The 21,132-nt window shown below is 43.3% G+C and carries 15 protein-coding genes and 1 pseudogene; 4 read left to right on the top strand and 12 right to left on the bottom strand.

Annotated features, from left to right (window positions below):
• Window positions 1–150: 150 nt before the first annotated feature.
• Window positions 151–1,413: a C1 family peptidase gene (locus L6E24_RS04090; RefSeq protein WP_257743449.1), complete on the top strand. Its 1,263-nt coding sequence runs from the start codon at window positions 151–153 to the stop codon at window positions 1,411–1,413.
• 109 nt (window positions 1,414–1,522) lie between these two features.
• Here the strand turns inward: L6E24_RS04090 and L6E24_RS04095 are convergent, their stop codons facing one another.
• From L6E24_RS04095 to L6E24_RS04115, 5 genes are all read right to left on the bottom strand, one after another.
• Entirely contained in the window at window positions 1,523–1,927 is a 405-nt protein-coding gene (locus L6E24_RS04095; RefSeq protein WP_257743450.1) for a pyridoxamine 5'-phosphate oxidase family protein, read from the bottom strand.
• A gap of 155 nt (window positions 1,928–2,082) precedes the next feature.
• The gene (locus L6E24_RS04100) at window positions 2,083–2,652 is read right to left on the bottom strand and encodes a hypothetical protein (protein ID WP_257743451.1); all 570 of its coding nucleotides are present in this window, start codon (window positions 2,650–2,652) and stop codon (window positions 2,083–2,085) included.
• Window positions 2,653–2,723: 71 nt separating this feature from the next.
• On the bottom strand, window positions 2,724–3,170 hold the full coding sequence (locus L6E24_RS04105; protein ID WP_257743452.1) for a site-specific integrase: 447 nt from the start codon (window positions 3,168–3,170) through the stop codon (window positions 2,724–2,726).
• 250 nt (window positions 3,171–3,420) lie between these two features.
• Window positions 3,421–5,607 carry an adenosylcobalamin-dependent ribonucleoside-diphosphate reductase gene (locus L6E24_RS04110; protein ID WP_257743453.1) on the bottom strand — a complete coding sequence of 729 codons (2,187 nt, stop codon included), beginning with the start codon at window positions 5,605–5,607 and terminating at the stop codon, window positions 3,421–3,423.
• Window positions 5,608–5,765: 158 nt separating this feature from the next.
• Window positions 5,766–6,251, bottom strand: a complete 486-nt coding sequence (locus tag L6E24_RS04115) for a DUF2115 family protein (RefSeq protein WP_257743454.1) — start codon at window positions 6,249–6,251, stop codon at window positions 5,766–5,768.
• Between the two features lie 121 nt (window positions 6,252–6,372).
• On the opposite strand from L6E24_RS04115, the gene L6E24_RS04120 reads away from it, so the two are divergent.
• On the top strand, window positions 6,373–7,155 hold the full coding sequence (locus L6E24_RS04120) for a winged helix-turn-helix domain-containing protein (RefSeq protein WP_257743455.1): 783 nt from the start codon (window positions 6,373–6,375) through the stop codon (window positions 7,153–7,155).
• A gap of 553 nt (window positions 7,156–7,708) precedes the next feature.
• Here the strand turns inward: L6E24_RS04120 and L6E24_RS04125 are convergent.
• The 6 genes from L6E24_RS04125 to L6E24_RS04150 all read right to left on the bottom strand — a co-directional run bounded on the left by L6E24_RS04125 (window position 7,709) and on the right by L6E24_RS04150 (window position 15,379).
• Window positions 7,709–11,572 carry a PGF-pre-PGF domain-containing protein gene (locus L6E24_RS04125; protein ID WP_257743456.1) on the bottom strand — a complete coding sequence of 1,288 codons (3,864 nt, stop codon included), beginning with the start codon at window positions 11,570–11,572 and terminating at the stop codon, window positions 7,709–7,711.
• Between the two features lie 362 nt (window positions 11,573–11,934).
• The gene (locus tag L6E24_RS04130; protein WP_257743457.1) at window positions 11,935–12,342 is read right to left on the bottom strand and encodes a hypothetical protein; all 408 of its coding nucleotides are present in this window, start codon (window positions 12,340–12,342) and stop codon (window positions 11,935–11,937) included.
• A 142-nt stretch (window positions 12,343–12,484) separates the two neighbouring features.
• The gene (locus tag L6E24_RS04135) at window positions 12,485–12,829 is read right to left on the bottom strand and encodes a hypothetical protein (RefSeq protein ID WP_257743458.1); all 345 of its coding nucleotides are present in this window, start codon (window positions 12,827–12,829) and stop codon (window positions 12,485–12,487) included.
• Window positions 12,830–13,106: 277 nt separating this feature from the next.
• On the bottom strand, window positions 13,107–14,042 hold the full coding sequence (locus L6E24_RS04140) for a flavin reductase family protein (RefSeq protein ID WP_257743459.1): 936 nt from the start codon (window positions 14,040–14,042) through the stop codon (window positions 13,107–13,109).
• 96 nt (window positions 14,043–14,138) lie between these two features.
• Window positions 14,139–14,936 (bottom strand): hypothetical protein, encoded by a 798-nt coding sequence (locus tag L6E24_RS04145; RefSeq protein ID WP_257743460.1) that lies wholly within the window; start codon window positions 14,934–14,936, stop codon window positions 14,139–14,141.
• A gap of 101 nt (window positions 14,937–15,037) precedes the next feature.
• Entirely contained in the window at window positions 15,038–15,379 is a 342-nt protein-coding gene (locus tag L6E24_RS04150; RefSeq protein ID WP_257743461.1) for a hypothetical protein, read from the bottom strand.
• Window positions 15,380–16,303: 924 nt separating this feature from the next.
• Here L6E24_RS04150 and ltrA point away from each other — a divergent pair.
• Window positions 16,304–17,803 (top strand): group II intron reverse transcriptase/maturase, encoded by a 1,500-nt coding sequence (gene ltrA, locus L6E24_RS04155; RefSeq protein WP_257743462.1) that lies wholly within the window; start codon window positions 16,304–16,306, stop codon window positions 17,801–17,803.
• A 170-nt stretch (window positions 17,804–17,973) separates the two neighbouring features.
• Window positions 17,974–19,701 (top strand): ATP-binding protein, encoded by a 1,728-nt coding sequence (locus L6E24_RS04160; protein ID WP_257743463.1) that lies wholly within the window; start codon window positions 17,974–17,976, stop codon window positions 19,699–19,701.
• A gap of 180 nt (window positions 19,702–19,881) precedes the next feature.
• On the opposite strand, the pseudogene tnpB reads toward L6E24_RS04160, so the two are convergent.
• Window positions 19,882–20,995: pseudogene (tnpB, locus tag L6E24_RS04165) on the bottom strand (IS200/IS605 family element RNA-guided endonuclease TnpB).
• Window positions 20,996–21,132 lie beyond the last annotated feature (137 nt).

Consider the following 21,132-nt stretch of genomic DNA (forward strand, 5'->3'; position numbering starts at 1 on the left):
ATTTTTTTACCGGAAATTTATCGGCCATTTATCTGCTGTCTGCTTAATCCTTCTGTTACAGAAAACATTCGTGGATCATTTCTTCTGAATCGGCCCTTCTGTTATGACCTCCGGTGGCAAACCAAAATAATTTATAATCATTAGTCTAAAATGAAAATCGTGAAAAATCCAGCATATATCATTCTGATATTACTTATTGTAGTTATCATAGCCATAATATTCTCATTGCTCCCGCCAATATCTCCGCAGGACAAACTGAGCGGCTCAAACGACTCATCTGATTCATGCGCAGCACCTGACGGGATAATGATAGACGGAGTGAGCCTTGACACCATATTATCGGGCGATATGGAGGCTTTTCGTGATGTCGATCCACGAGAGTTCGGCAGGGCAATGGATATCAGCATGTATGACAGTGATGACTTAAACAGGCAGGCCGGATTTATGGACTGTGCAGTAACGACGGATCAGTCTCCTGAGGCATTTGCAGACCTTGCAATGAATATTCAGACTGATCTTGTACTTGCAATGCAGGAATCAAACAGGAACACACCGCGTTATTCTCCGTCAGAAGGGGCAGTGAGTGCTCTTCCGGAGAGTGTTTCACTTCTTGACAGATTTGCATATGTCCCTTCGGAATGGGACCAGACCGGCGGTTCACCTGATCACTGCGGCAACTGCTGGGTATGGGCAGATACAGGTGCACTTCAGATGGAACTTTTCCGGCAGGAAAACATAACTGACCGTCTGTCCGTTCAGTACTTCACATCAACATACCATAACGGAACAGGGATCTGGGCCTGCTGCGGCGGAAGTCCGGTATGGTTTGCAGATTTCTATAATACAACGGGAAAAGCAGTCCCCCTAAGCAACAGAAATGCAACATTTGCAGACTCTGCAACAATGTGCGAGAATGGTGAGTCAACCTCAGTTCCGGCAAAAACTATACAGACATCCCCGAATTACCCAATCGAAGAGATGCACGCCGAAATGATACCAACTAATTCTGCCTATGAAGAAGAGGATATATCCAAAGATGACGCAGTCGGCCTGATTAAATCTGCAATCGCGGGTGGCAGGGCTGTGGTCATTCTCTATACCCCGGACAACTGGGACCCGTTTATGTCATTCTGGGAGAACGAGAATGAATCCGCTGTTTTCAGACCTGAATTAACACCCGGAACAACAGGAAACGACGGCGGCCACGTTATGCTTATACTCGGATATAATGACACTGTCCCTGACGGGGGATACTGGACTGTGCTCAACAGCTGGGGTGCTCCGGCCAACAGGCCGGACGGGACATTCAGGCTTGATATGGATATGGACTATTCAATGCAGAATCCGGACGGTGTGAATTCATTTGAATTTTATGTGCAGAATGTAACGTGGGGCAGTATTTCGGGCACATGAAGAGACAACACTTCAAAGACTCTTCAGCCTGTTTTCAGGACCTAAACCGTATATGAAAACGGTGAACTCTCTCCTGTCACAGGTTATCGGGCAGGAATAAAAAAATAAATTAAATTAATTTTTTGCCGGCATCTGCACCAGGCATGCACTCAAATACTTCTGTTACCTTAATGATGACAAGTCCCTTTGCCGGAAGGTTAGGGTTTCCTTCATGAAACATCTTCTTTGCTTCTTCATAGTCAGCGCCTGATGTTACAAGCTCTGCATCGCCTTTGATCTGGTAACATCCCTTAACACCGTCACCGTAGAGATAGATGGATGCCTTTGGGTTCTCTGCAACATTTGCGGCGGTCTTCTGCATGAAATTGTCAAGAATCCAGATGGTTTCAGAATCTTTTAAGTGCAGGGTTGCCATAGGTGCAACATTCGGGACACCGTCCTTTGATGCGGTTGAGAGTGGCAGGACTTTTGTATTTTTGAATGCTTCAATCATTTCTTCGCTTAATATTACCATAATTATCCTCCTTTATACTCTGAATAATTAGACATAACATAGGTTAAGAATTTGCATTGCTTTTTTTTGGAATTTATGCTGGCCGGATGTTCTTTTGCCAGGTATGACAGAAAATTCTGATGATTACAGACCCAATTATCCTTTATCAGACCGTTTCAGTACTCTATTGATGACAATTGTTTCCCATTCCTTTCGCAAAAGTCATAAAGTGTATCCATCAGGGTGTCATAATAACCCCAACCCATATCAGCCGCCATATCAGCAATTCTTTCAAGCTGGGGAAGAAAATAATCTACAATCTCATCAGACTGTGACTCAAGTTCTTCTGTAACCTTTTCAAACATATTTTCAAGACCGACATAGAAATTTTCATACATATCACCATACTCATCGGTAAACTTTGTGCCCGTCTCAACATAATGAACCATAAGTTCTATTTTCCCGACCTTATCGTTTGTAGCTTTAAAATAATCAGATATAGCCTTTTTACCGGCAGAAAAATTTATCCCTCTGTTCCCCGGCACGGGCGGATAAAGTGCATCTGAGATGATTTTACGATAAGGTTCAGAAGATACCACCCCTGTCGGGTAACAGGCATGAAGAAAAATTTTATTCTCCTTATTCAGCCTGTAGAGATCACCAATAAGTTTTATCAGTTCCTTCTTATCTTTCTCTGCAATAATTTTCTTTACATCTGTCCATGTCTCTTTCTTCTTTTCTGCCATAATTAATCCCTGTATTTTAAAAACGGAATTCTTCCTGCTATCAGACACGCAATTTACATAAATTTCCGGGGCTAAAAACCCCATACCTCATCCATGTCCTCAATGTCCTCATCAAGATATCTCTTTACCGTTGCTATCCATTCGGGCATACTCTCTTTTATTGCCTCTTTTAGATCATCAAAGTCCTCTTTTGAGATTTCACCCTTCCCAAGCATGAACTGATAGAACTTCTTCAGGCTTGAAGCATTCTCTTTTATGGCCGCCGGCCCTGACCAGCAACCCTTTCTGATATACCAGTAACCAAGATACACGCCGATCTCAGATACTCCGTCTCTGGCTTCAAGTCCCTCATTGTCCATCAGGTAGTCATTTATGAAAAATTCAACATTTGAGATATGCTTATCTACAGTCCGTGGAGTAAGTCCTTTTTCTGTGAGATAATCCTTATATTCAGAGAGCAGATTTTCGTTGTATAATTCTATATCTTCACATTCATCTTCGTAATCTTCTGATGTCATAATATTTGCCTCTGGAACATTAAGAGAGAAGTTTAACCGGATTTCCGGTAAAACTAAAGTACTTTTATTTTGATCTCCGGGAAATAATTACTTTATTATCAAAAAAAGAATGAAACAGGCTTTGACACAATGCTTGATCGTTACAAAAGGAAGCCCAATATGGGCCCCCGGCCCAGGAGATATTTAAATTGGATGACTTCGTCATTATATTTCGGTCACAGCCAGGAAATATTTATTAAAAACCCCGGCTCTACAGGCACCCGCTCCATCCGCAGCTCTTGCAGATGCCATTGTTGCATCCTTCCCCGAAATCAAGCTCACAGCCGCATTCCGGACAGATGTTCTTCCCGGATTTTTTATTCCCCGAAACATCAGAGACCTCCCAGTCCCCAAGTGTTGTAATCTTCTGCATTGATGCTGCCATGTCTATGCACCTGCCGACTACATCTGCACATGAGAGACCTTCGGAATTTTTATTTCGTATCGCTGAGACGCAGTTCACCTTTGCAAACTGCCTGATGAACTTCTCATGCGGAACTCCGTTTTGCAGTCCGGTTGAGATGGAACGTCCGAGGGCATTTGAATTCGCTTCGCAGCCGCCGATGCCGACAGTTCTGATAAACACCTCCCACGGCTTTCCGTCTAAGAGGTTCACAGTCACATAGAGACGGCAGCACCCGGACTGGCAGAGATATGTCTTTCCGGAAAGCTCCTTTGGCCTTGTAACAGGATTTTCAGCCGGAATTTCATCGGGCTTCTCTTCCTTTTCAGAGAGTGACAGAACAACATCCTTACGGCTCCCCGTCCTGTAGATGGTAAGACCTTTGAGCTTCTCATGCCAGGCGAGAAGGAGGGCAGCCTCAATATCCTTCTTTGTTGAGGCGTTTGACATATTGATGGTCTTTGAAATCGAGGCATGGACATTCTCCTGAAATGCCGACTGCATCAGTATATGTGACCGCCAGTCAATGTCAAGGGCGGTCTTAAAGAGCCTCTTAAAGTCATCCGGCAGCCATGAAACATCCTGAACAGTACCTTTACTGTGGACATGCTTCATGACATCCTTCTTCAGATTTTCCGCCTCAGCAGGTCTTTTTCCAAGATCAAGAATTCTCTTTTCAAGCTCAGACTCAAATATCGGGTGAGTCACCTCAAATGTCTTCTGCACAGTATTCTTTCTGGTGTAGGAATACGAGAATACAGGCTCAATTCCGCTTGAACACTGTGCAAGAATGGATATGGTGCCTGTCGGGGCAATTGTTGTCACTGCGGCGTTTCTGACCGGAAAATCACCCCAGGAACTGCCTTCAAATGCCGGGAAAACTCCTTTTTCAGCTGCAAGTATGCGGGATTCGTCAATTGAGATCTTATTTACAAAATCCATGACATCTTTACAGAATTCCCTTCCTTCAGCAGAGTCGTAGGGAATTTTGAGCATAAGGAGGGCATCATGCACACCCATGAGGCCAAGGCCTATCTTTCTTGTCCTCTTTGTGGCCTCCTCTATCTGCGGAATGGGAAAGACATTACATTCAATGATACTGTCAAGGAACCGTACAGCTCTTCTCGTGCTCCTCTCAAGCATCTCCCTGTCAAGCGTTCTGCCTTCAGTAAACTTTGAGAGGTTTATGGAACCTAAGACACAGGACTCAAAATGTAAAAGCGGCTGTTCTCCGCAGGGGTTTGTAGTATCTATAGGGCCAAGGTTTGGGGTCAGGTTATTGCGGTTGATCTCGTCATAGAAGAGAACACCCGGCTCACCATTTCTCCATACGCCGTCAATGATTCCCTCCCATACAGCACCCACTGTTATCTCTTCTCCGGTATTCGGGTGTGTCAGCCAGACCCTGTCCAGCTTTCCGGCCTCAACAAGCTGCATAAACTCGTCATTTAGCATAACCGAGATATTGAAGTTTGAGATCTCTCCTTCAGTACTTTTGCATTTAACAAATTTCAGGATATCAGGGTGCCAGACATTTAAGATACCCATATTCGCACCCCTTCTTCTTCCACCCTGCTTTATGACATCGGTTGCGGAGTTGAATACCTTCATAAAGGAGATCGGCCCGGATGCAACACCGTCTGTGGAGTTCACTCCCGAACCTTCGGGTCTTATGTTAGAGAAATTATACCCCGTTCCACCGCCGGTCTTATGAATCAATGCACCCCATTTTATCGCATCAAATATCTCCTCTATTGAATCACCAACGCGGAGGGTGAAGCAGGCCGAGAGCTGGCCGAGTTTAGTTCCGGCATTCATGAGAGTGGGTGAATTCGGGAGAAAACGAAGTGATATCATCTCATCATAGAAATCTTCTGACTCTTTCTTATTATCCCCGATTGCATCGGCAACCCTCCTGCATATATCCTCAAAAGATGACTCACCCTCACGGAGGTACCTGGCCTTGATTATACTGTCTGTAATTGAACCTGTCATGAAGACTCCTGGCTTATAGATTAATATTTTCAGAACTGAAGAGAAGGATATTTCCTTTAAAATAAGTCTCAGTTTTCTGTTGTAGTTTTCCGGCAATCCAAAAATAATCCGGGGGAACATTTTGGACTTTTTACTTAATTTTAGTTATGGTTGATCTTTTACATCCGGTCACTTTCATCTGAAAGTTTCCGGCAGACACAATACCTGCAAAGAGAGGAACTGTCCTTAACATATCTGCTCTTTTCGCTGCAATAAAATAACCCGCCCTTCCTGATTATTGTAATCAACCCGGTCTTTGACATCTCCGGAGGATGCAGCGGTTTTTTGGCAATAAAAGTGAGATACAGGGAGACATTTAAGGTATAGATTTTCAGTTCAGAATCCCCGGGCGCATAGGTATCAAGGTACTTAACGAAAGCTTTGGTGAAACTTTCAACCCGGAAAGGGTCTATATCAAAGTCAGGGGAAATCCCGTTAAGGTCGCAGATATCCTTAAATGCTGAATAATTGTACTCCCTTAGATATGCGGAGACATCCGTTTTCTCTTCCCGGAAGCTCAGTGCCTTATTCTCAATCTCAGAGGTATAATCAGAGATTTTGATTAGTTCTGAGCGGATATGGGTTAGAAGTTCTGAAGCTTTCATAACTGAAAATGGCCGGCATAACTGACTGCCGCTCTGTGACTGATCTCTATTGGAGAGTAATTAATTTATATCTTAGCGTCACAGAAGTGTATTTAAGTACTCCTGTACACTCTGATGACCTATGAAGAACAAAATGATGACTCTCAAGACTGCCAAAAGCACAATGAATTCAGATGAAGTAGTAATGGCATTAAACAGCCTTTCTTCTGAGATTTCCGACCTGAAAAACGACCTTAAATACTATGCCAGAAAGACTGAGACAGGAATGATACATGCGGCGTATTCAGGCATGGGTGACAGCGCACTTCAAATGCTCTCAAAAGGATATGAGGAGGAAATCAGGGGAGTTATGGGGGTAATAGCCGGGGAATGCCCCATGCGTGAAGAATGCTCAGCCGCCTTCTCACAACTCCTCTCAGATATGATTACAGACTACAGAAAAGGGGAACTTGACGATGCAGGGGCTGATGAATACAGGCAGAAGATTACAGGGATGAGAGAGGCAGCACCATACCCGTCCTGCCAGAAATGCTTTGAAAAAAATGAGGATTTATTTAACAGGAGCATAAAAAGATGCTCGGCTTTCCAGGCTTTCTTCTCCGGAAGAACGCCTGCCTGTGAGGAAACACCTGTGCAGGAGATTAATCCTGAAAATATCGTGTCCTCCTACCTTGAACCGCTTGCGAATAAGCACAGGTTTAAGGTCTTACAGGAACTCTACTACGGCCCGAAATCCTTCTCTGAACTCTCGGAAGTTACAGGACTTCGCGGCGGAAACCTGCTCTTTCACATCGAAAAACTTGTTGGTACCACCATGATACTACAGAAACAGGAGAGGGGTGTGTATGTATTATCTGAAAAAGGCGCTAATGCTCTTAAAGTATCTGCCAGACTTTTGACATAGCCGGATAACGGCGAATCAGAGAAAAATCAGTTGAAATTCCGGACTAAAAAAAGGCAGATAAGACCCTGTTTGGGTAATATCTGCTGCTATTAATCTGGCTCTTATTTTATCTGGGCCTGGTCGTGTTATTACTGGTTTCTGGTCGTTTGGTTATTGCTTATTTTCTGGGACTTGTTGGGGGGGTTGTTATTGTGGGATTGTCTCTTCTTAAACCTGTTCTGGCATACAGGTTTTATAATGGCTGGATCAATATCTGGGTACAAGCGGAGGTAATCCGGGCCATTGCCAGGATATGCAGAAGAAAGGTCTGGTCTGTCTCCCTTTTCTGCCACCCTGATAAATAAGTCACCGCCTGAATATATAAATGGTTAAAATCCCGGCGATTCATGTATTTAACCGGACGGTTGAACGGCAATGGCCGCCCTTATGCGGGAATATTCAAAAAGGATAGCCTGGTTATTGTTAATTTAACGCCCTTTTGTGACAATGATAAAATAAACAGGTGATGGAGTTCACCTGAAAATGGAGTAGTAAACTCCATTTATCAGGGCCGTTAGTCTTCTTTCCTTCTCCGCCATGTGAGAGCCGCGGCCCCGGCAACTACTGCAATTACCGCAACCAATGCAAATGCAGGCAGAGTTCCACTGGCATTGCTCTTAGGGTCTGCTGCATCTGTGCTCACGGATTCTGCCGGTACAGTCTGTGCAGACGGAATTTCTTCAGAAACAGGGGCATTAGTCTTTGTGGGTATCACTTCGGTTTCCTCACCCGGAATTATTGTCTCACCAACAGCAATTCCTATTGCAAACCACGAAAATGACGGTGTTTCTGAGCTGTAATAGACATAGGTATTGTCTTCATGTATAAGAACAGTAGGGAGAGCCACCCACTTATCATTTATGTAGTGCAGCATGACCACATCGCCTTTTGTATATCCGTTTTTGGAAAGCCAGGCCTTTGCAACCCTGAATTCAAACACTCCGCCTGAAACTGCGGATGCGTCCGCATGGTACATTTTAACATCCTCATACTCATAGACATCTGTATCCGGAGCACCTACAGATGGAGGATAACTCTGTTTATGCACTGTTACCATCAGTTCTGGTGTATCCTCGGTGACTTTTACAGAGAAATCATATACAGCACCTTTACCGTTAAAATCAAATGATGCAGAATCTCCTGCTTTCAGATGTTTGGATGCACCAACACCCGTATCACTATTTGAACCACCGCCTGAGGAAGAACCGCCACCTGAAGGTGCTGCTGTCGGGGCAGGTGTAGGAGCAGCATTTACAGTAAACACACCTGTGACATTGACAGATTTCATATCCGGATTTGTGATATTAATGTCCCACATTCCGGTTGTAGCGCCGGTAAGATCAAATGAACAGGTGATGGTCTTATTTCCGGCAGAGACCAAAACTCCGGTTGCATTGATGTCAGACTGACCGGATTTTTTAAGGGCTACAAGGGGAGAACTATAAAAGTTAGCACCGGACACCGTAACTGCTACTGCCGGGTTACCGGTTGTACCTGTGGATGGGACAATGCCTGAAAAGATTGGTGCACCATATAATACTGTAAACTTATCCACGGCATTGACAGACTGCATATCCGGGTTGGTGATATTGACATCCCACATGCCAGGCGATGCTCCGGTAAGGTTAAACGAGCAGGTGATGGATGTATTGCCGGCAGGGACAGAGACGTTTTCTGCCGTAATATCACTCTGACCGGCTTTTTTAAGTTTTACAACCGGAGTTCCGTAGAAATTTATACCGGTTATTATAACTCCGGCAGATGCGTTATCAGCAGCACCGGACGACGGGGCAATTCCGGCAAAGACTGGTGCTCCGCATAGTACCTTAAACTTATCAGCAGCATTTACAGACTGCATATCCGGGTTTGTGATATTGACATCCCACATGCCAGGCGATGCTCCGGTAAGGTTAAACGAACAGGTGATGGTTGTATTGCCGGCAGAGACCAGAACTCCGGTTGCATTGATGTCAGCCTGACCGGATTTTTTAAGTATCACAGCCGGAGGATTGTAAAAGTTCATGCCTTTTATTGTAACATTGACTGAAGTATTGTCCGCAGCACCGGATGATGGAGTAATGCCCGAGTAGATGGGTGCTCCGTATAATACCGTAAAGGCATTGGCAGCATTGACAGACTGCATATCCGGGTTGGTGATATTGACATCCCATTTGCCGGGTGATGCTCCGGTCAGGTTAAACGAACAGGCAATGGTTGTATGTCCGGCAGAGACCAGAACGCCGGTTGCGTTGATGTCATCCTGACCGGATTTCTTTAGTGTTACTTCAGGTGTGGTATAGAAGTTAGTGCCCGAAATTACAACTCCGGCAGATGCGTTATCCGCAGCACCGGACGAGGGTAAAATTCCGGTGAAGGTGGGGGCTGATGCGTTTATGAATACATAGGCCTGACCACGGTTGACACCGCCGGAACCGGCCCCAAGTGCTCCGATAAGGATGGTCTCACCACTGGCAGAGACCGAACTGCCAAACTTGTTATCATTGGCCTTATCAGAGGCGGCAAGAACCTGTACCTCACCCCAGTTGTCCGCACCACCGCTGTCTTTACTGAAGAGATATACCTGTCCGCGATCGCTGCCGCCGGAATTTGCATCCGGAGCACCGACTATTGCAGTACCATTGGCGATGAAGACAGAAGAGCCAAAGTAGTTGGCATAGCCTTTATCTGACGCAGTCAGGATTTTCACTTCGCCCCAGTTGTCCACACCGCCGCTGTCTTTATAGAAGATATAGGCCTTGCCAGAGTTAGATATTCCGGAATCTGCGTCTTTGGCTCCGACAATTGCCGTGCCATTATTGACATAAACGGAATTGCCGAAATGATCGGCATCAGCCCTGTCAGAGGCCGTGAGGATCTTAACCTCACCCCAGTTGTCCGCACCGCCACTGTCTTTATAGAAGACATAGGCCTGACCGCGGGCACTGCCGCCTGAATCTGCATAATATGCACCGACAATTGCAGTTTCATTGCTGAGTGAAACCGAATAACCAAAGTAGTCACTATTGGTCTTATCAGAGGCACTGAGAATATTAACCTCACCCCAGTTGTCCGCACCGCCGCTGTCCTTATAGAAGACATAGGCCTGACCACAATCATTCCCACCGGAATCTGCATAAGGAGCACCTATAACTACAGTGTCATTGCTGAGTGAAACGGAATAACCAAATTGGTCGCTATTAGCTTTGTCAGAGGCACTGAGGATTTTTACCTGACCCCAGTTGTCCGCACCGCCACTGTCTTTATTAAAGACATAGGCCTGACCACGGTACAAACCGCCCGATTCTGCATAACGAGCACCGACAACTACAGTATCACCGCTTAGAGAAACAGAATAACCAAACTCATCTATATCAGACTTATCAGATGCAGTGAGGATTTTCACCTGACCCCAGTTGTCCGCACCGCCGCTGTCCTTATAAAAGATATAAGCCTGACCGCGGCTGTTGCCGCCTGAATCTGCCCCTTTTGCACCGACAACGGCAACATCATCACTGATGGAAACCGAATAGCCAAACAGGTCGCCGCTGGCCTTGTCAGAAGCTGTCAGGATTTTAACCTGTGTCAGCATAGGATCGATTGTAACCGGATATACGGCATCGCTGTCGTCAGCCTCCCAGATGATTTTATCACCCGAAATGGTCATTGACGAAGCAAGAGCTCTTCCGGAAGAGTCCCAGGCCTCAATTCCGCTGTACTTATAGACAGGTCCTTCACTGTCCAGCAGATATATGCTGCCGCCTGAAGAGGAGATGCTTAAATCTCCTGACACACAGAACTCTGCGACAAGACTGCCGTCACCTTCCGGTGCTGAAAAGACAGTCATGCCATGCTCAATTCCTTCATCATGATTTTTGTACCACTCGGAAAAGCCGTTATATACAAAAGTCAGAGAACGCCCGTCAGCATCAGGCACACCTTTTCCGGGAGCCTTCAGGTCAGCACCGTGTCCTACTCCGGCAAGGGCCATACCGAAAGTTCCCCTGCCGGTTGTAAAAACAAAAGAGCCTGAACTTCCGGCAGAGACCGTTATGTCCTCCCCGGAATTGTATGCCTGCCAGGTCCCTGAGTCTTTGTCATATGTGAAGGAGTGAAGCGAGTCCATTATACTGTGCTGAAGGTTTAAATCCGGCAAATCTCCGGAGAAAAGGCCCGTTGAAACCACATCGCCCCCTCCATTATCCACGCTAAAGACGGATTGGGCATCGTTCACTGCCGGAATATTAAAGACCGAAGCAGAGGCAGAAGCTGTAAAAAAAGCAGTCAGTATAAGTAAAACAGAAATCGCTACCATTCCGGCACGACGCCGGTCTCCTCTCATAAACGGAGGAGGATTAAGAAGTCTGTACAGAATTTCCATATAAAACACCTCAAAAATGTATCCGAATAGTCAATAATATGATATAATCACATTTAATAATTTATAATTCTGGGAACAGAAAAAACCACGACTTTAGCCGTGTGAGTATGTCAGAACTCAGACTTTATCAAACATATGAAAAATGACAGCGGAAATCTGCCAGAGATCATAACTATAGTCGTAAAATAAAAAACAGGACAAACGCAGATCAGTGATCATATTTCCGGTGCACAACAAACACTACATAAAGACAACAAAAAATTAACGCAGAGGAAATATATGCTCAGGTTCGGTTATCTCCGGGTCATTGTACCTGTCCATAGTCTCAAGATATTCCGGCATCTCCTCTGTAATACACTCCTTTAGATCAGTGAATTCCTCTTCAGAAATTTCTCCTTTTTTAGCATGAATTGGTAAAACTTCTTAAGGCCTGCTGCATTTTCCTTAATTGCAGTTTTACTGGCCCATCCTGCCGTTCTGATGAACCAGTAGCCAAGAAATGAATCTATATGTCCGGTGAACACACCCTCTTTTGCATCCTCCGGTTCATCATCAAACAACATCAGAAATTCATTGATGTAAAAATCAGTATTTGACCTGTGCTTCTTAACTGTCTTATCTGAAAGACCTTTTTTCCGGAGCCAGTCTTCAAATTCAGAGAGTTTTCTTTCATTATCATTCCGGATACGCTCACATTCGGCCTCATATTTTTTATATTTTTCCTCCGGTGATAGTTCATCCTCATCCCTGTCACTGCCTCTTAATTTCAATAAAAGTTTATCACGAAATTTCTCTGATTCAGCCAGCCTTTGCTCTCTCTTCAGATCTTAATTTATCCATATCTGTATTTTCACCATATCCATATCCGTTATTTCTTTAAGCAGATGATATAATCTGACCAGTTAAGATTAATTAATCTGTTTTTTCATCTGCCCTGCCTTTAAGGGCGGCTTCCCTGATTTTCAGCTCAGTCAGTCTTTTTTCCAGGGCCTTGATCTCCTTTCTGACTTCCTTAAGCTCTGTTTTGTTCTTCTGCTCCATAAGGTAGCTATCTCCCAGTTCTGAAGAGATATAGTCTTCAAGTTCTCTTCTAAGGAGCTTAAAGTAAGGGTTGCCATAGATATTTCCTTCCTTAAATTCCAGTTTCCCTTCCCTTATACCTTTTAGAATGAATTCCTGACTTATACCATATTCTTTCTGTGCAGTCTTATCACTAAGAGTTGCCCCTTTCCGTGTCCATTCGCCATATTCTGCCATTTTGTTCCCCTGTAAAAGATTTCCTCAGTCATTCACCTGTGAATTATTATTCATGGGCATCTTTGGTAATATAATTCTTTCCACACCTGCATGCCCCATAGAGATACTCTCCGGTCCTCCGGTAAGCAGTCATCTGACATCTCAGGGATTACTGCATCTGTTTTTTTATATCCGGACGGCTCTTTTCTGTGCAGTATTTATTTGCATATAAGCTTTAAATTCACCCTTATTTTCCTGAAACAGCAGGAAATTCATTACTTTTACAACTATGAACCTTTTACCATTCAGGATATGCTTTCATACCTGCCTTCATTGCACCTGCAATTGTTCCGTCAATAAACTCTTCTCCGGGGAAAATAGCCTCATCGTCGTAGCACCGGTCACTCCACAGATATATTGCAAAATCCCAGTCATCGATGTCACCGTTGTAAGTCAGGCAGCATAAAGGATTTATTCTCCCATACTCAAATCTGTCCAGAAAGCATTTTTTACCCTGAAAACGTGGAATGTAATAGCACGTCTCTACATCAAGATATTTCCGGTTGAAACCATCAACAATCTGCCGGACTTCCTCCCGGACTGCATCTTTGATCCATTTCCGGTCTTTTTTTACTTTAACTATCTCCGTTTCTTCACATAATTTATCTTTTTTCTCATCTGTGTAACCCTTTCCACATCCCCATGCCTTATCAACAAACTCACCAAGTCTCCAGTAGCGGTTGTCTGTCATGGTAAGAACCATTGCATCTGCTTTCTTCATGTCCGGACGGTTCTTATCCGTGCAGTCTTCGTCTGCATATACGCCTTTTATTTCACCAACGAAGAGGTAATTAGTGGGCAGTTCAACGGTCTCTACAAGTTCGCACTCCATCGTAACCGGACATTCACTTATCATGGGTGCACCCTTAAGTTCGCCGCTGAAAGTTTCAAAAACTCCGGACTTGTCCGTTTTTGCTCCTGAAACAAGCCCGCAGTAGTCTGTTGCCTTAGCCATATCTGCGTCTGGGACATTCACACTAAACGTTCTGTTCTTTAAGATACCCTCCGGAGTTTTGTGCTTCTTATTTATCCCAACCGAGATCATAGGCGGATTTGCATTCGCCCTTGATGCCCAGCCGACTGTCATGAAATTTGCACGCCCTTCAATCTCAGTTCCGACAAGCACAACCGGCATCGGTATATAGACATTATTTCCGCATTTTATTTTTGACACTAAAATCACCGCTGATAATAATAATAATTCATAACCAGAAATCTAAAAAAAGTTACAGGATCTGATTATCCTGCAAAAATATGAGATTAAAAGCCTTTAAGCTTCCTCAATGGAGACTGTCCATTCCCCGTCACATATGACATTCATGAGATAATTGCAGCTTTCAGTGATCTTCACCGTAACAACATTATCATATGCACCCTCATGGTATGCAAGTGGCATCTCAGCGTTGTCAACCATAACCGGATTTCCATAGTAATCCATCAGGTGAACCTCAATTAACTGGTTATTATCTGCCTTTATCGAGATATTGTAATCGCCTTCATTTATCTGGAAGAACGGTGTTGCCTTATTTCCGGCACCTGTAAATGTCTGTGGCACAATTCCGTTGATCATCTGCGGGAATGAGAAGTCAAGTGTCCATTCAGAGTCTGCATATACTTCAACGTCTGCAACTGCGTCCTCTTCAAGCATGAATGCCTGTGTCCAGTAATATTTGCCGTCCTTCATGGACTTGTCAGCGACTTTTTCATTGTACAGATTGGTAAGTCCGATGTAGTCCTTCTCTGTACGGACTGCAATCTCGCTCTTATCAGCCTTGTCCTGTGTAAATGTCAGGAGGTGGACTCCGCCTGCAAGCTCAACTGAGGCGTTGACATCGCCTTTTCCTGAAAGGGATGCTTTTTCCTCACCGGAAACCGGGGTTGGCTGTGGGGTCTTAACCGCTGTCTCTTCCGGAGTTGCAGCTGTAGTCTCTTCTGCTGTTGGAGCAGCAGTCGCTGCCGGTGTTTTGTCCGCACCGGAACTGCCCGTACATCCGGCTGATAACGCAAAACCTGCGATTAACAGAACCAGAAATGTAAATAAATAAATTCTGCCGTTTAACTTTGACATGACAAAAAAATTAAACTCAAGAGTATATTTTACTTTTGTAACTATATGCCATTTTTAATTTAATTCAGAAAAAAGTATATATTAATTTTATTTTAAAATGTTCAGGCTTTTTTAACCGAAATATTCCATTTCCTGTCACAGTTTATATTTAAGAGATAATTATTGCTCTTCTCAATCTTTGCAGTGACTGTCCCGTCATACTCCCCATCCTGATATGGAAGCGGAACTGCATCATAGTCTTCGCTGAAGTCCTTAGTAAGAAGGTAAGTGCCATCATTAAGTGACATTCCAGTCTTTTTGCTTCCTGTACCGGAGACTGTCACGGAGTCCGGATCAGGCATTACAGCCGGATTTTCACCTGTACAGCCGGCTGACAGTGCAAAACATGCGATTAAAAGAAGAAGAACTGAAAAAAATTTTAATTTACTGTTTATCAGAACCATTGGGACAATATTAAAGCTGAGATTATATATCAGCTCCTGAATTGCCGGGCAGATCTAAACAGATAACAATCATTCCCTGAGATAAACAATCCCAAAAAGGTAGGTTAATATTTCCCAGGAAGAGAAATAGATAATATTGAAAATATACAGGTGCCCTTTCGCTGATCCGAGATCCTAAATCCGAGATTGATACAAATGTCCTAATTCACCACAAATTTCACCCAAAAAACATCTCAGATTTCCAGAGATGAGAAGTAAAACCAGAATGCCATCTTACTCTCTCATGAATAATAATTTCATCTACAATCTGACACATATGGCCTTAATGTATAAATTAATCCCAAATATGAGGATTTAAGATTCAATTTGATTATTTGCCTTTTGAAATGGGCGAAAGGTCAGAGTGCGACAAGGAAAGCTATAACATAGATTGCGTAAGCTATCCTTTTCGTTTGGGACATCTCTACCGCAGCATGCATTTCCGGTAACGGAATTGTGTGAAGCCTGCGGAACAACGTGGAGAAAATCAGGAGTCTAACCTGATCAATCTGCCAGAGAAAGGATGCCATGGAGAAGCAAACGCTGAATCATCGTATGGGTCGTTATTCGCGACAAGCGAAATTTAGACTGCTACGCTTGAACCAAAATGGTATGGAATCAGGTTATAACGGTAACTGACACGATATAACGAACGAACAGACGATTCCCGGCCTAAAGATGACTCCTAAAGCATCTATATTATCTATGTTATAGAACTTGGAAACCCGTATGCACTCCTCCATGGGGGTATGAAGGCTGTGAAGCCAACAAATGGTGTAGACGGAACAGGATGTCCTAAAAAGCTAATGCCTGCCGTAACGGGTGGGATAGAAGTATTTGCTTCAACCTGAAAGGGTGCTGACGTAGGACAGGTATTTCTAAGCAATGAAGGAAGGTAAACTTATGAAAGTATGTCATTCAATGACGCAGAATTGCGAGAAGCATACTGACAGAGATCTTGCCCAGCAATGGAATTCTATTGACTGGTATAAAGTAAGATCTACTGTTAATCGGCTACAGATCCGGATTGCAAAGGCAACGAAAGAAGAAAATTGGAACTTGGTGAAACGTCTTTCTTACCTGTTAACTCATTCAAGGTCAGCAAAATTACTGGCCATACGAATTGTTACACAGAACAGAGGTAAGCGTACACCCGGAATAGATGGAGAAATCTGGAACTCAGCATCGGCAAAGATGCAGGCAGTTCTGAGCCTCACAGACAAAAATTACTGTGCAAAACCATTACGACGTATTTATATCCTCAAACCAGGTAAGAAAACAAAACGACCTATCTCAATTCCAACCATGTATGACCGGGCAATGCAGGCACTTTATGGATTGGCACTTCAGCCAATCGCAGAAACAACAGCAGATCCCCGCTCCTTTGGATTTAGACTCTTCAGATCAGCACAAGATGCATCAGAATATGCATTCACATGTTTAGGAAGAAAAACGTCATCTACATGGATTCTGGAAGGTGATATCAAGGGATGTTTTGATAATATCAACCACGAGTGGCTTAAGGAACACATACCTATGGATAAATCAATCCTCACACAGTTCCTAAAATCGGGATTTGTATTTGATAATTCTCTCTTTTCCACAGACAGAGGTACTCCACAGGGAGGCCTAATATCTCCAATCCTTGCAAACATGACACTTGATGGAATAGAGCACATTCTTAATGTACGATTCCCCAAGATGAAAATGCATTTCATTCGCTATGCAGATGACTTTTTAGTTATCATACCTACAGCGGAGACTGCGAATGAAGCAAAGGAGATAATAAGAGAATTCCTCGCAATAAAAGGCTTGGAATTATCGGAAGAGAAAACAGTGATTACTAATATCAATGATGGCTTTGACTTTTTAGGGTATAATTTCAGGAAATATAAAGGAAAACTCCTTATCAAGCCCTCTAAGAAATCAATCAAGTTAATCACAGACAAAATCAGGGACAAAACCAGAAAAGCAAGAGCATGGTCCCAGGATGAATTGATAAAGGTATTAAATCCAACAATACGGGGCTGGGTAAACTACCATCGCCATAATTCAGCCAAGGAGACTTTCCAGAAATTAGATAGTTATCTTTGGACAGTAACTTGGAAATGGGGAAAACGTCGGCACTCTAATAAAGGTCATAAATGGATAGCAAGTAAATATTGGCATGTAGAAGGTAAAAGGAACTGGGTTTTCAAAACAGAAGAGAATACTTTAATACAATTCTCGGAAAACTCTATCCGTAGACATTCCTATCCAAAGTTGAATGCAAATCCATATCTTGACAGGAAGTATTTCCTCGAAAGAAAGGAACGCATGAGAAGACAAACACCTTGGGTTCAAACCAATTTATTTTATTTCGCTGTGCCGCCCAAAAACGGGTAGTGAAATGCGTGAGCGTACTGCGGTGAAAGTCGCACGGTGCGTTCTTGGAAGAGGGCGTAGGAGAAATCCTGTGCCCTTATTCGACTACAGAGACAGAAAAAAAGGGAGATGAGATCATTTCAGCAGGTGCACCTTCAGAATATAACAGAACAGAAATATAGTCACTGCTTATGCCGGTTATAAATTCTGTCATAACAGTTACCACAGCATTCTGCCTGATATCGGCATTTATTACCTGTGGTCTTGGTTTTTTTGTCTATGCCCAAAAACCCGCGTCCACAGTGCACCGTCTCTTTCTTGCAGTAATGCTTTCAGCAACATACTGGGCAACGGGCGAATTTTTCATATGGCAGGCAGAAAGCCTTCAGGAAGTGACAATCTGGCTGAAATTCAGTTCATTCTGGCCCATAACAATCGCTTTAGCCTCACATTTTATACTGGCATTTACAGGCAGACTTCCGCATGATAAGAAAAAACGCAGAATAATCCTCACCGCATGCATATATGCCCCTGCTCTTATTCTCTCCATAATCGGAATATTTACAGAATGCCTCTTCACTGCCGGGTATGATCCTCTTGCAGGGTATATCTACCTCCCAACCCAGAACAATATAATCTGCCCGATAGAAATTTTTTATACCACGTTCATAATGCTCTGGGCGCTATATGTCGGCTTTATCTCCTGGAGACGTGCAGTGCCGGAGAAGACCCGCAGGCAGAACAGGCTTCTCTTTGCAGGCATTATTACTGTCGTATTCTTCGGAGCACTCTCCGGAGCAGTACTCCCCCTGTTCAGCATCCATACCCCAAACCTCGTCTTCTTTGGCCTCGTCATCTTCTCAATAATAATCATCTATACAATACAGCGTTACGGGCTTTTTACTTTAAGCCCGGAAACAGCCGTTCCTGAGATAATGAAAACGATGCCTGACGGCCTTATTCTTGCAGATCAGAACGGTATTATCGTTGCCGCAAATAAATCTGCCACAAAGATATTTCCATCCTTAAAAGAGCCGGCTGCCGGCAGATCTGTAAGCTCACTCATCACAGATGAAGAATACCTGACAATCAGTAATATCCTGGCAGAAAAGGGTGAAATATCCGACTTTGAGATCAGAATTACAGAAAAAAACCATCGGTATGTAAGCATAGCAGGTTCAGTTGTCCGGGACAGAAACAGCATACCGTCCGGAACTGTACTTATCATCAGGGATATTACGCACCGGAAAGCCTCAGAGACTGCTCTTCGGGTCGCAAATGACAAACTCTCCATGCTGTCAAGGCTTACCCGCCATGACATAGGCAACCTTGTAACTGCCCTCTCCGGCTACCTCTCAATTCTTGAGGGCAGAATCAAAAGTCCGGAAGAGAAGCATTACCTCTCACAGGCAACTGTTATTGTTGACAAAATTATGCTGCATCTTGAATTCTCACGCAAATATCAGGCGATAGGGTCAAAAAAACCCCAATGGGAAAAACTCAGACAGATTATAAATTCTGCAAAAGAGAGTCTGAAACAGGATAATATTGAGATCAATGTAAATATATCCGATATTGAGATGTATGCAGATCCTCTGCTGGAAAAAGTGGTGTACAACCTGCTTGAGAACGCTGTGAGGCATGGCGATAAGATAACAGAGATAACGATCACAACAGAAGAGCAGAAAGACGGCAGTCTGGTCCTGAAATTTGAAGATGACGGCACAGGCATACCTGAAGAAGAAAAGGAGAAGATTTTTTCATACGGCTATGGCAGAAACACCGGTTTTGGACTTGCATTTGCACGTGAACTATTATCTGTTACCGGGATCGGGATAACAGAGAGAGGTTTGTCTGGAAAAGGTGCGTCTTTTGAGATACAGGTACCCCCGGATGCATGGCGGAAAACCGGAGGATAATAAAACAGCTTTTGTATTACAGTCAGCAGGAAACTATATGAATTAAAAAGGCAACAGAATCTTACACCTTTTCACGTGAACTACCTCTGGGCTAAAGACCCAGAGGCTTCCTGCTTCATACCCCGAACCATTGTTCGTAAGTCCACAGGCCCTTCCCCTCGTTCCAAGGGTGCAAAGATATTATATTCCAATTAGATTCTGTCTATCTAAAGCAAATTTCCTGATATTTATTGCGGCATTAATATCCCGGTCATGATGTATCCCACAATCCGGACAAATCCAGTCTCTATCAGATAAAGTCAAATCACGGTTGTAATACCCACATTCACTACAGATTTTTGTAGATGGTTCAAATTGTCCTATCCGTAAGATAGTTTTACCGTGTTTCTGTGCCTTATATTCTAATTGAGTAACAAATGAACTCCATGATGCATCAGCAATATGTTGTGCCAATTTATGATTTTTTAACATCCCTTCAACATTCAAAGTTTCCAGTGCAATTGCCTGGTTCTCGCATACTAATCTAAAAGAGAGTTTGTGCTGGAAATCGCTTCTTTGATTGTGAATTTTTTCATGAATTTTTGCTACTGCATTTTTTGCTTTATTTCTGTTGTTAGAACCTTTTTGTTTTCTACTCAATCGTTTTTGCAACACTTTCATTCGGAGAATTGACTGTTTCAAATATCGGGGATTGTCAATCTTTTCCCCATTGGAAAGTATTGCAAAATCTTTGATACCTACATCAACACCCATGGTTGTATTTACATCAAAACATTGTGCAGGAGGTTGCTCCTGTCCATCATCTATCAGAATACTAATGAAAAATTTGCCCGTTGAGGTGACTGACACTGTTGCAGTTTTTCCGGGCTCCTTCATATTTCCTGTGTAATTTTGTTTTAACCCATCCAATTTTAGGTAATTTAATTTTATGAGTATCAAAATTCACAATATAATGTTGTGGAACTGAAAATGACTGCACTGGATTTTTTCGGGATTTGAATTTTGGAAATCCTTTCTTTTCCCGGAAGAAACGAGTAAATGCATTCTCAAGATTTAACAATGCACTCTGTATTGATTGCGAATTAACATCTTTCATCCAATCATGCTCTGATTTCAAATCAGGCAGCATTTTTTGTAATGCAAATCTCGATATTGATTTTCCATCTGTTTCATAAGTTCGGATCTTATTTTCCAGACCCCAATTGTAGATAAACCTACAGGCACCGAAATGCTGAAAGAACATTTTCTCCTGTTCTTTGTTAGGATAGATTCGGTATTTGTAGGCTCTCAACATATATATTTGGTTTGATTTCAACCCCCCATATATTTTTTGGTAAAACTACAATTACGAAATATATATATGAGAACAAAGATGATGTCGCTTACATCCCCTTGGCTAAAGACCAAGGGGATTTACGCTAAATTTTTAAA

The sequence above is a fragment of the Methanoplanus endosymbiosus genome (assembly GCF_024662215.1).
GTDB lineage: Archaea > Halobacteriota > Methanomicrobia > Methanomicrobiales > Methanomicrobiaceae > Methanoplanus > Methanoplanus endosymbiosus.

Excerpts from the sequence above, each read along its gene's own strand:
- L6E24_RS04090 (WP_257743449.1), top strand. The coding sequence starts at position 151 with ATGAAAATCGTGAAAAATCCAGCATATATCATTCTGATATTACTTATT.
- L6E24_RS04095 (WP_257743450.1), bottom strand. The coding sequence starts at position 1,927 with ATGGTAATATTAAGCGAAGAAATGATTGAAGCATTCAAAAATACAAAA.
- L6E24_RS04100 (WP_257743451.1), bottom strand. The coding sequence starts at position 2,652 with ATGGCAGAAAAGAAGAAAGAGACATGGACAGATGTAAAGAAAATTATT.
- L6E24_RS04105 (WP_257743452.1), bottom strand. The coding sequence starts at position 3,170 with ATGACATCAGAAGATTACGAAGATGAATGTGAAGATATAGAATTATAC.
- L6E24_RS04110 (WP_257743453.1), bottom strand. The coding sequence starts at position 5,607 with ATGACAGGTTCAATTACAGACAGTATAATCAAGGCCAGGTACCTCCGT.
- L6E24_RS04115 (WP_257743454.1), bottom strand. The coding sequence starts at position 6,251 with ATGAAAGCTTCAGAACTTCTAACCCATATCCGCTCAGAACTAATCAAA.
- L6E24_RS04120 (WP_257743455.1), top strand. The coding sequence starts at position 6,373 with ATGAAGAACAAAATGATGACTCTCAAGACTGCCAAAAGCACAATGAAT.
- L6E24_RS04125 (WP_257743456.1), bottom strand. The coding sequence starts at position 11,572 with ATGGAAATTCTGTACAGACTTCTTAATCCTCCTCCGTTTATGAGAGGA.
- L6E24_RS04135 (WP_257743458.1), bottom strand. The coding sequence starts at position 12,829 with ATGGCAGAATATGGCGAATGGACACGGAAAGGGGCAACTCTTAGTGAT.
- L6E24_RS04145 (WP_257743460.1), bottom strand. The coding sequence starts at position 14,936 with ATGTCAAAGTTAAACGGCAGAATTTATTTATTTACATTTCTGGTTCTG.
- L6E24_RS04150 (WP_257743461.1), bottom strand. The coding sequence starts at position 15,379 with ATGGTTCTGATAAACAGTAAATTAAAATTTTTTTCAGTTCTTCTTCTT.
- ltrA (WP_257743462.1), top strand. The coding sequence starts at position 16,304 with ATGAAGGAAGGTAAACTTATGAAAGTATGTCATTCAATGACGCAGAAT.
- L6E24_RS04160 (WP_257743463.1), top strand. The coding sequence starts at position 17,974 with ATGCCGGTTATAAATTCTGTCATAACAGTTACCACAGCATTCTGCCTG.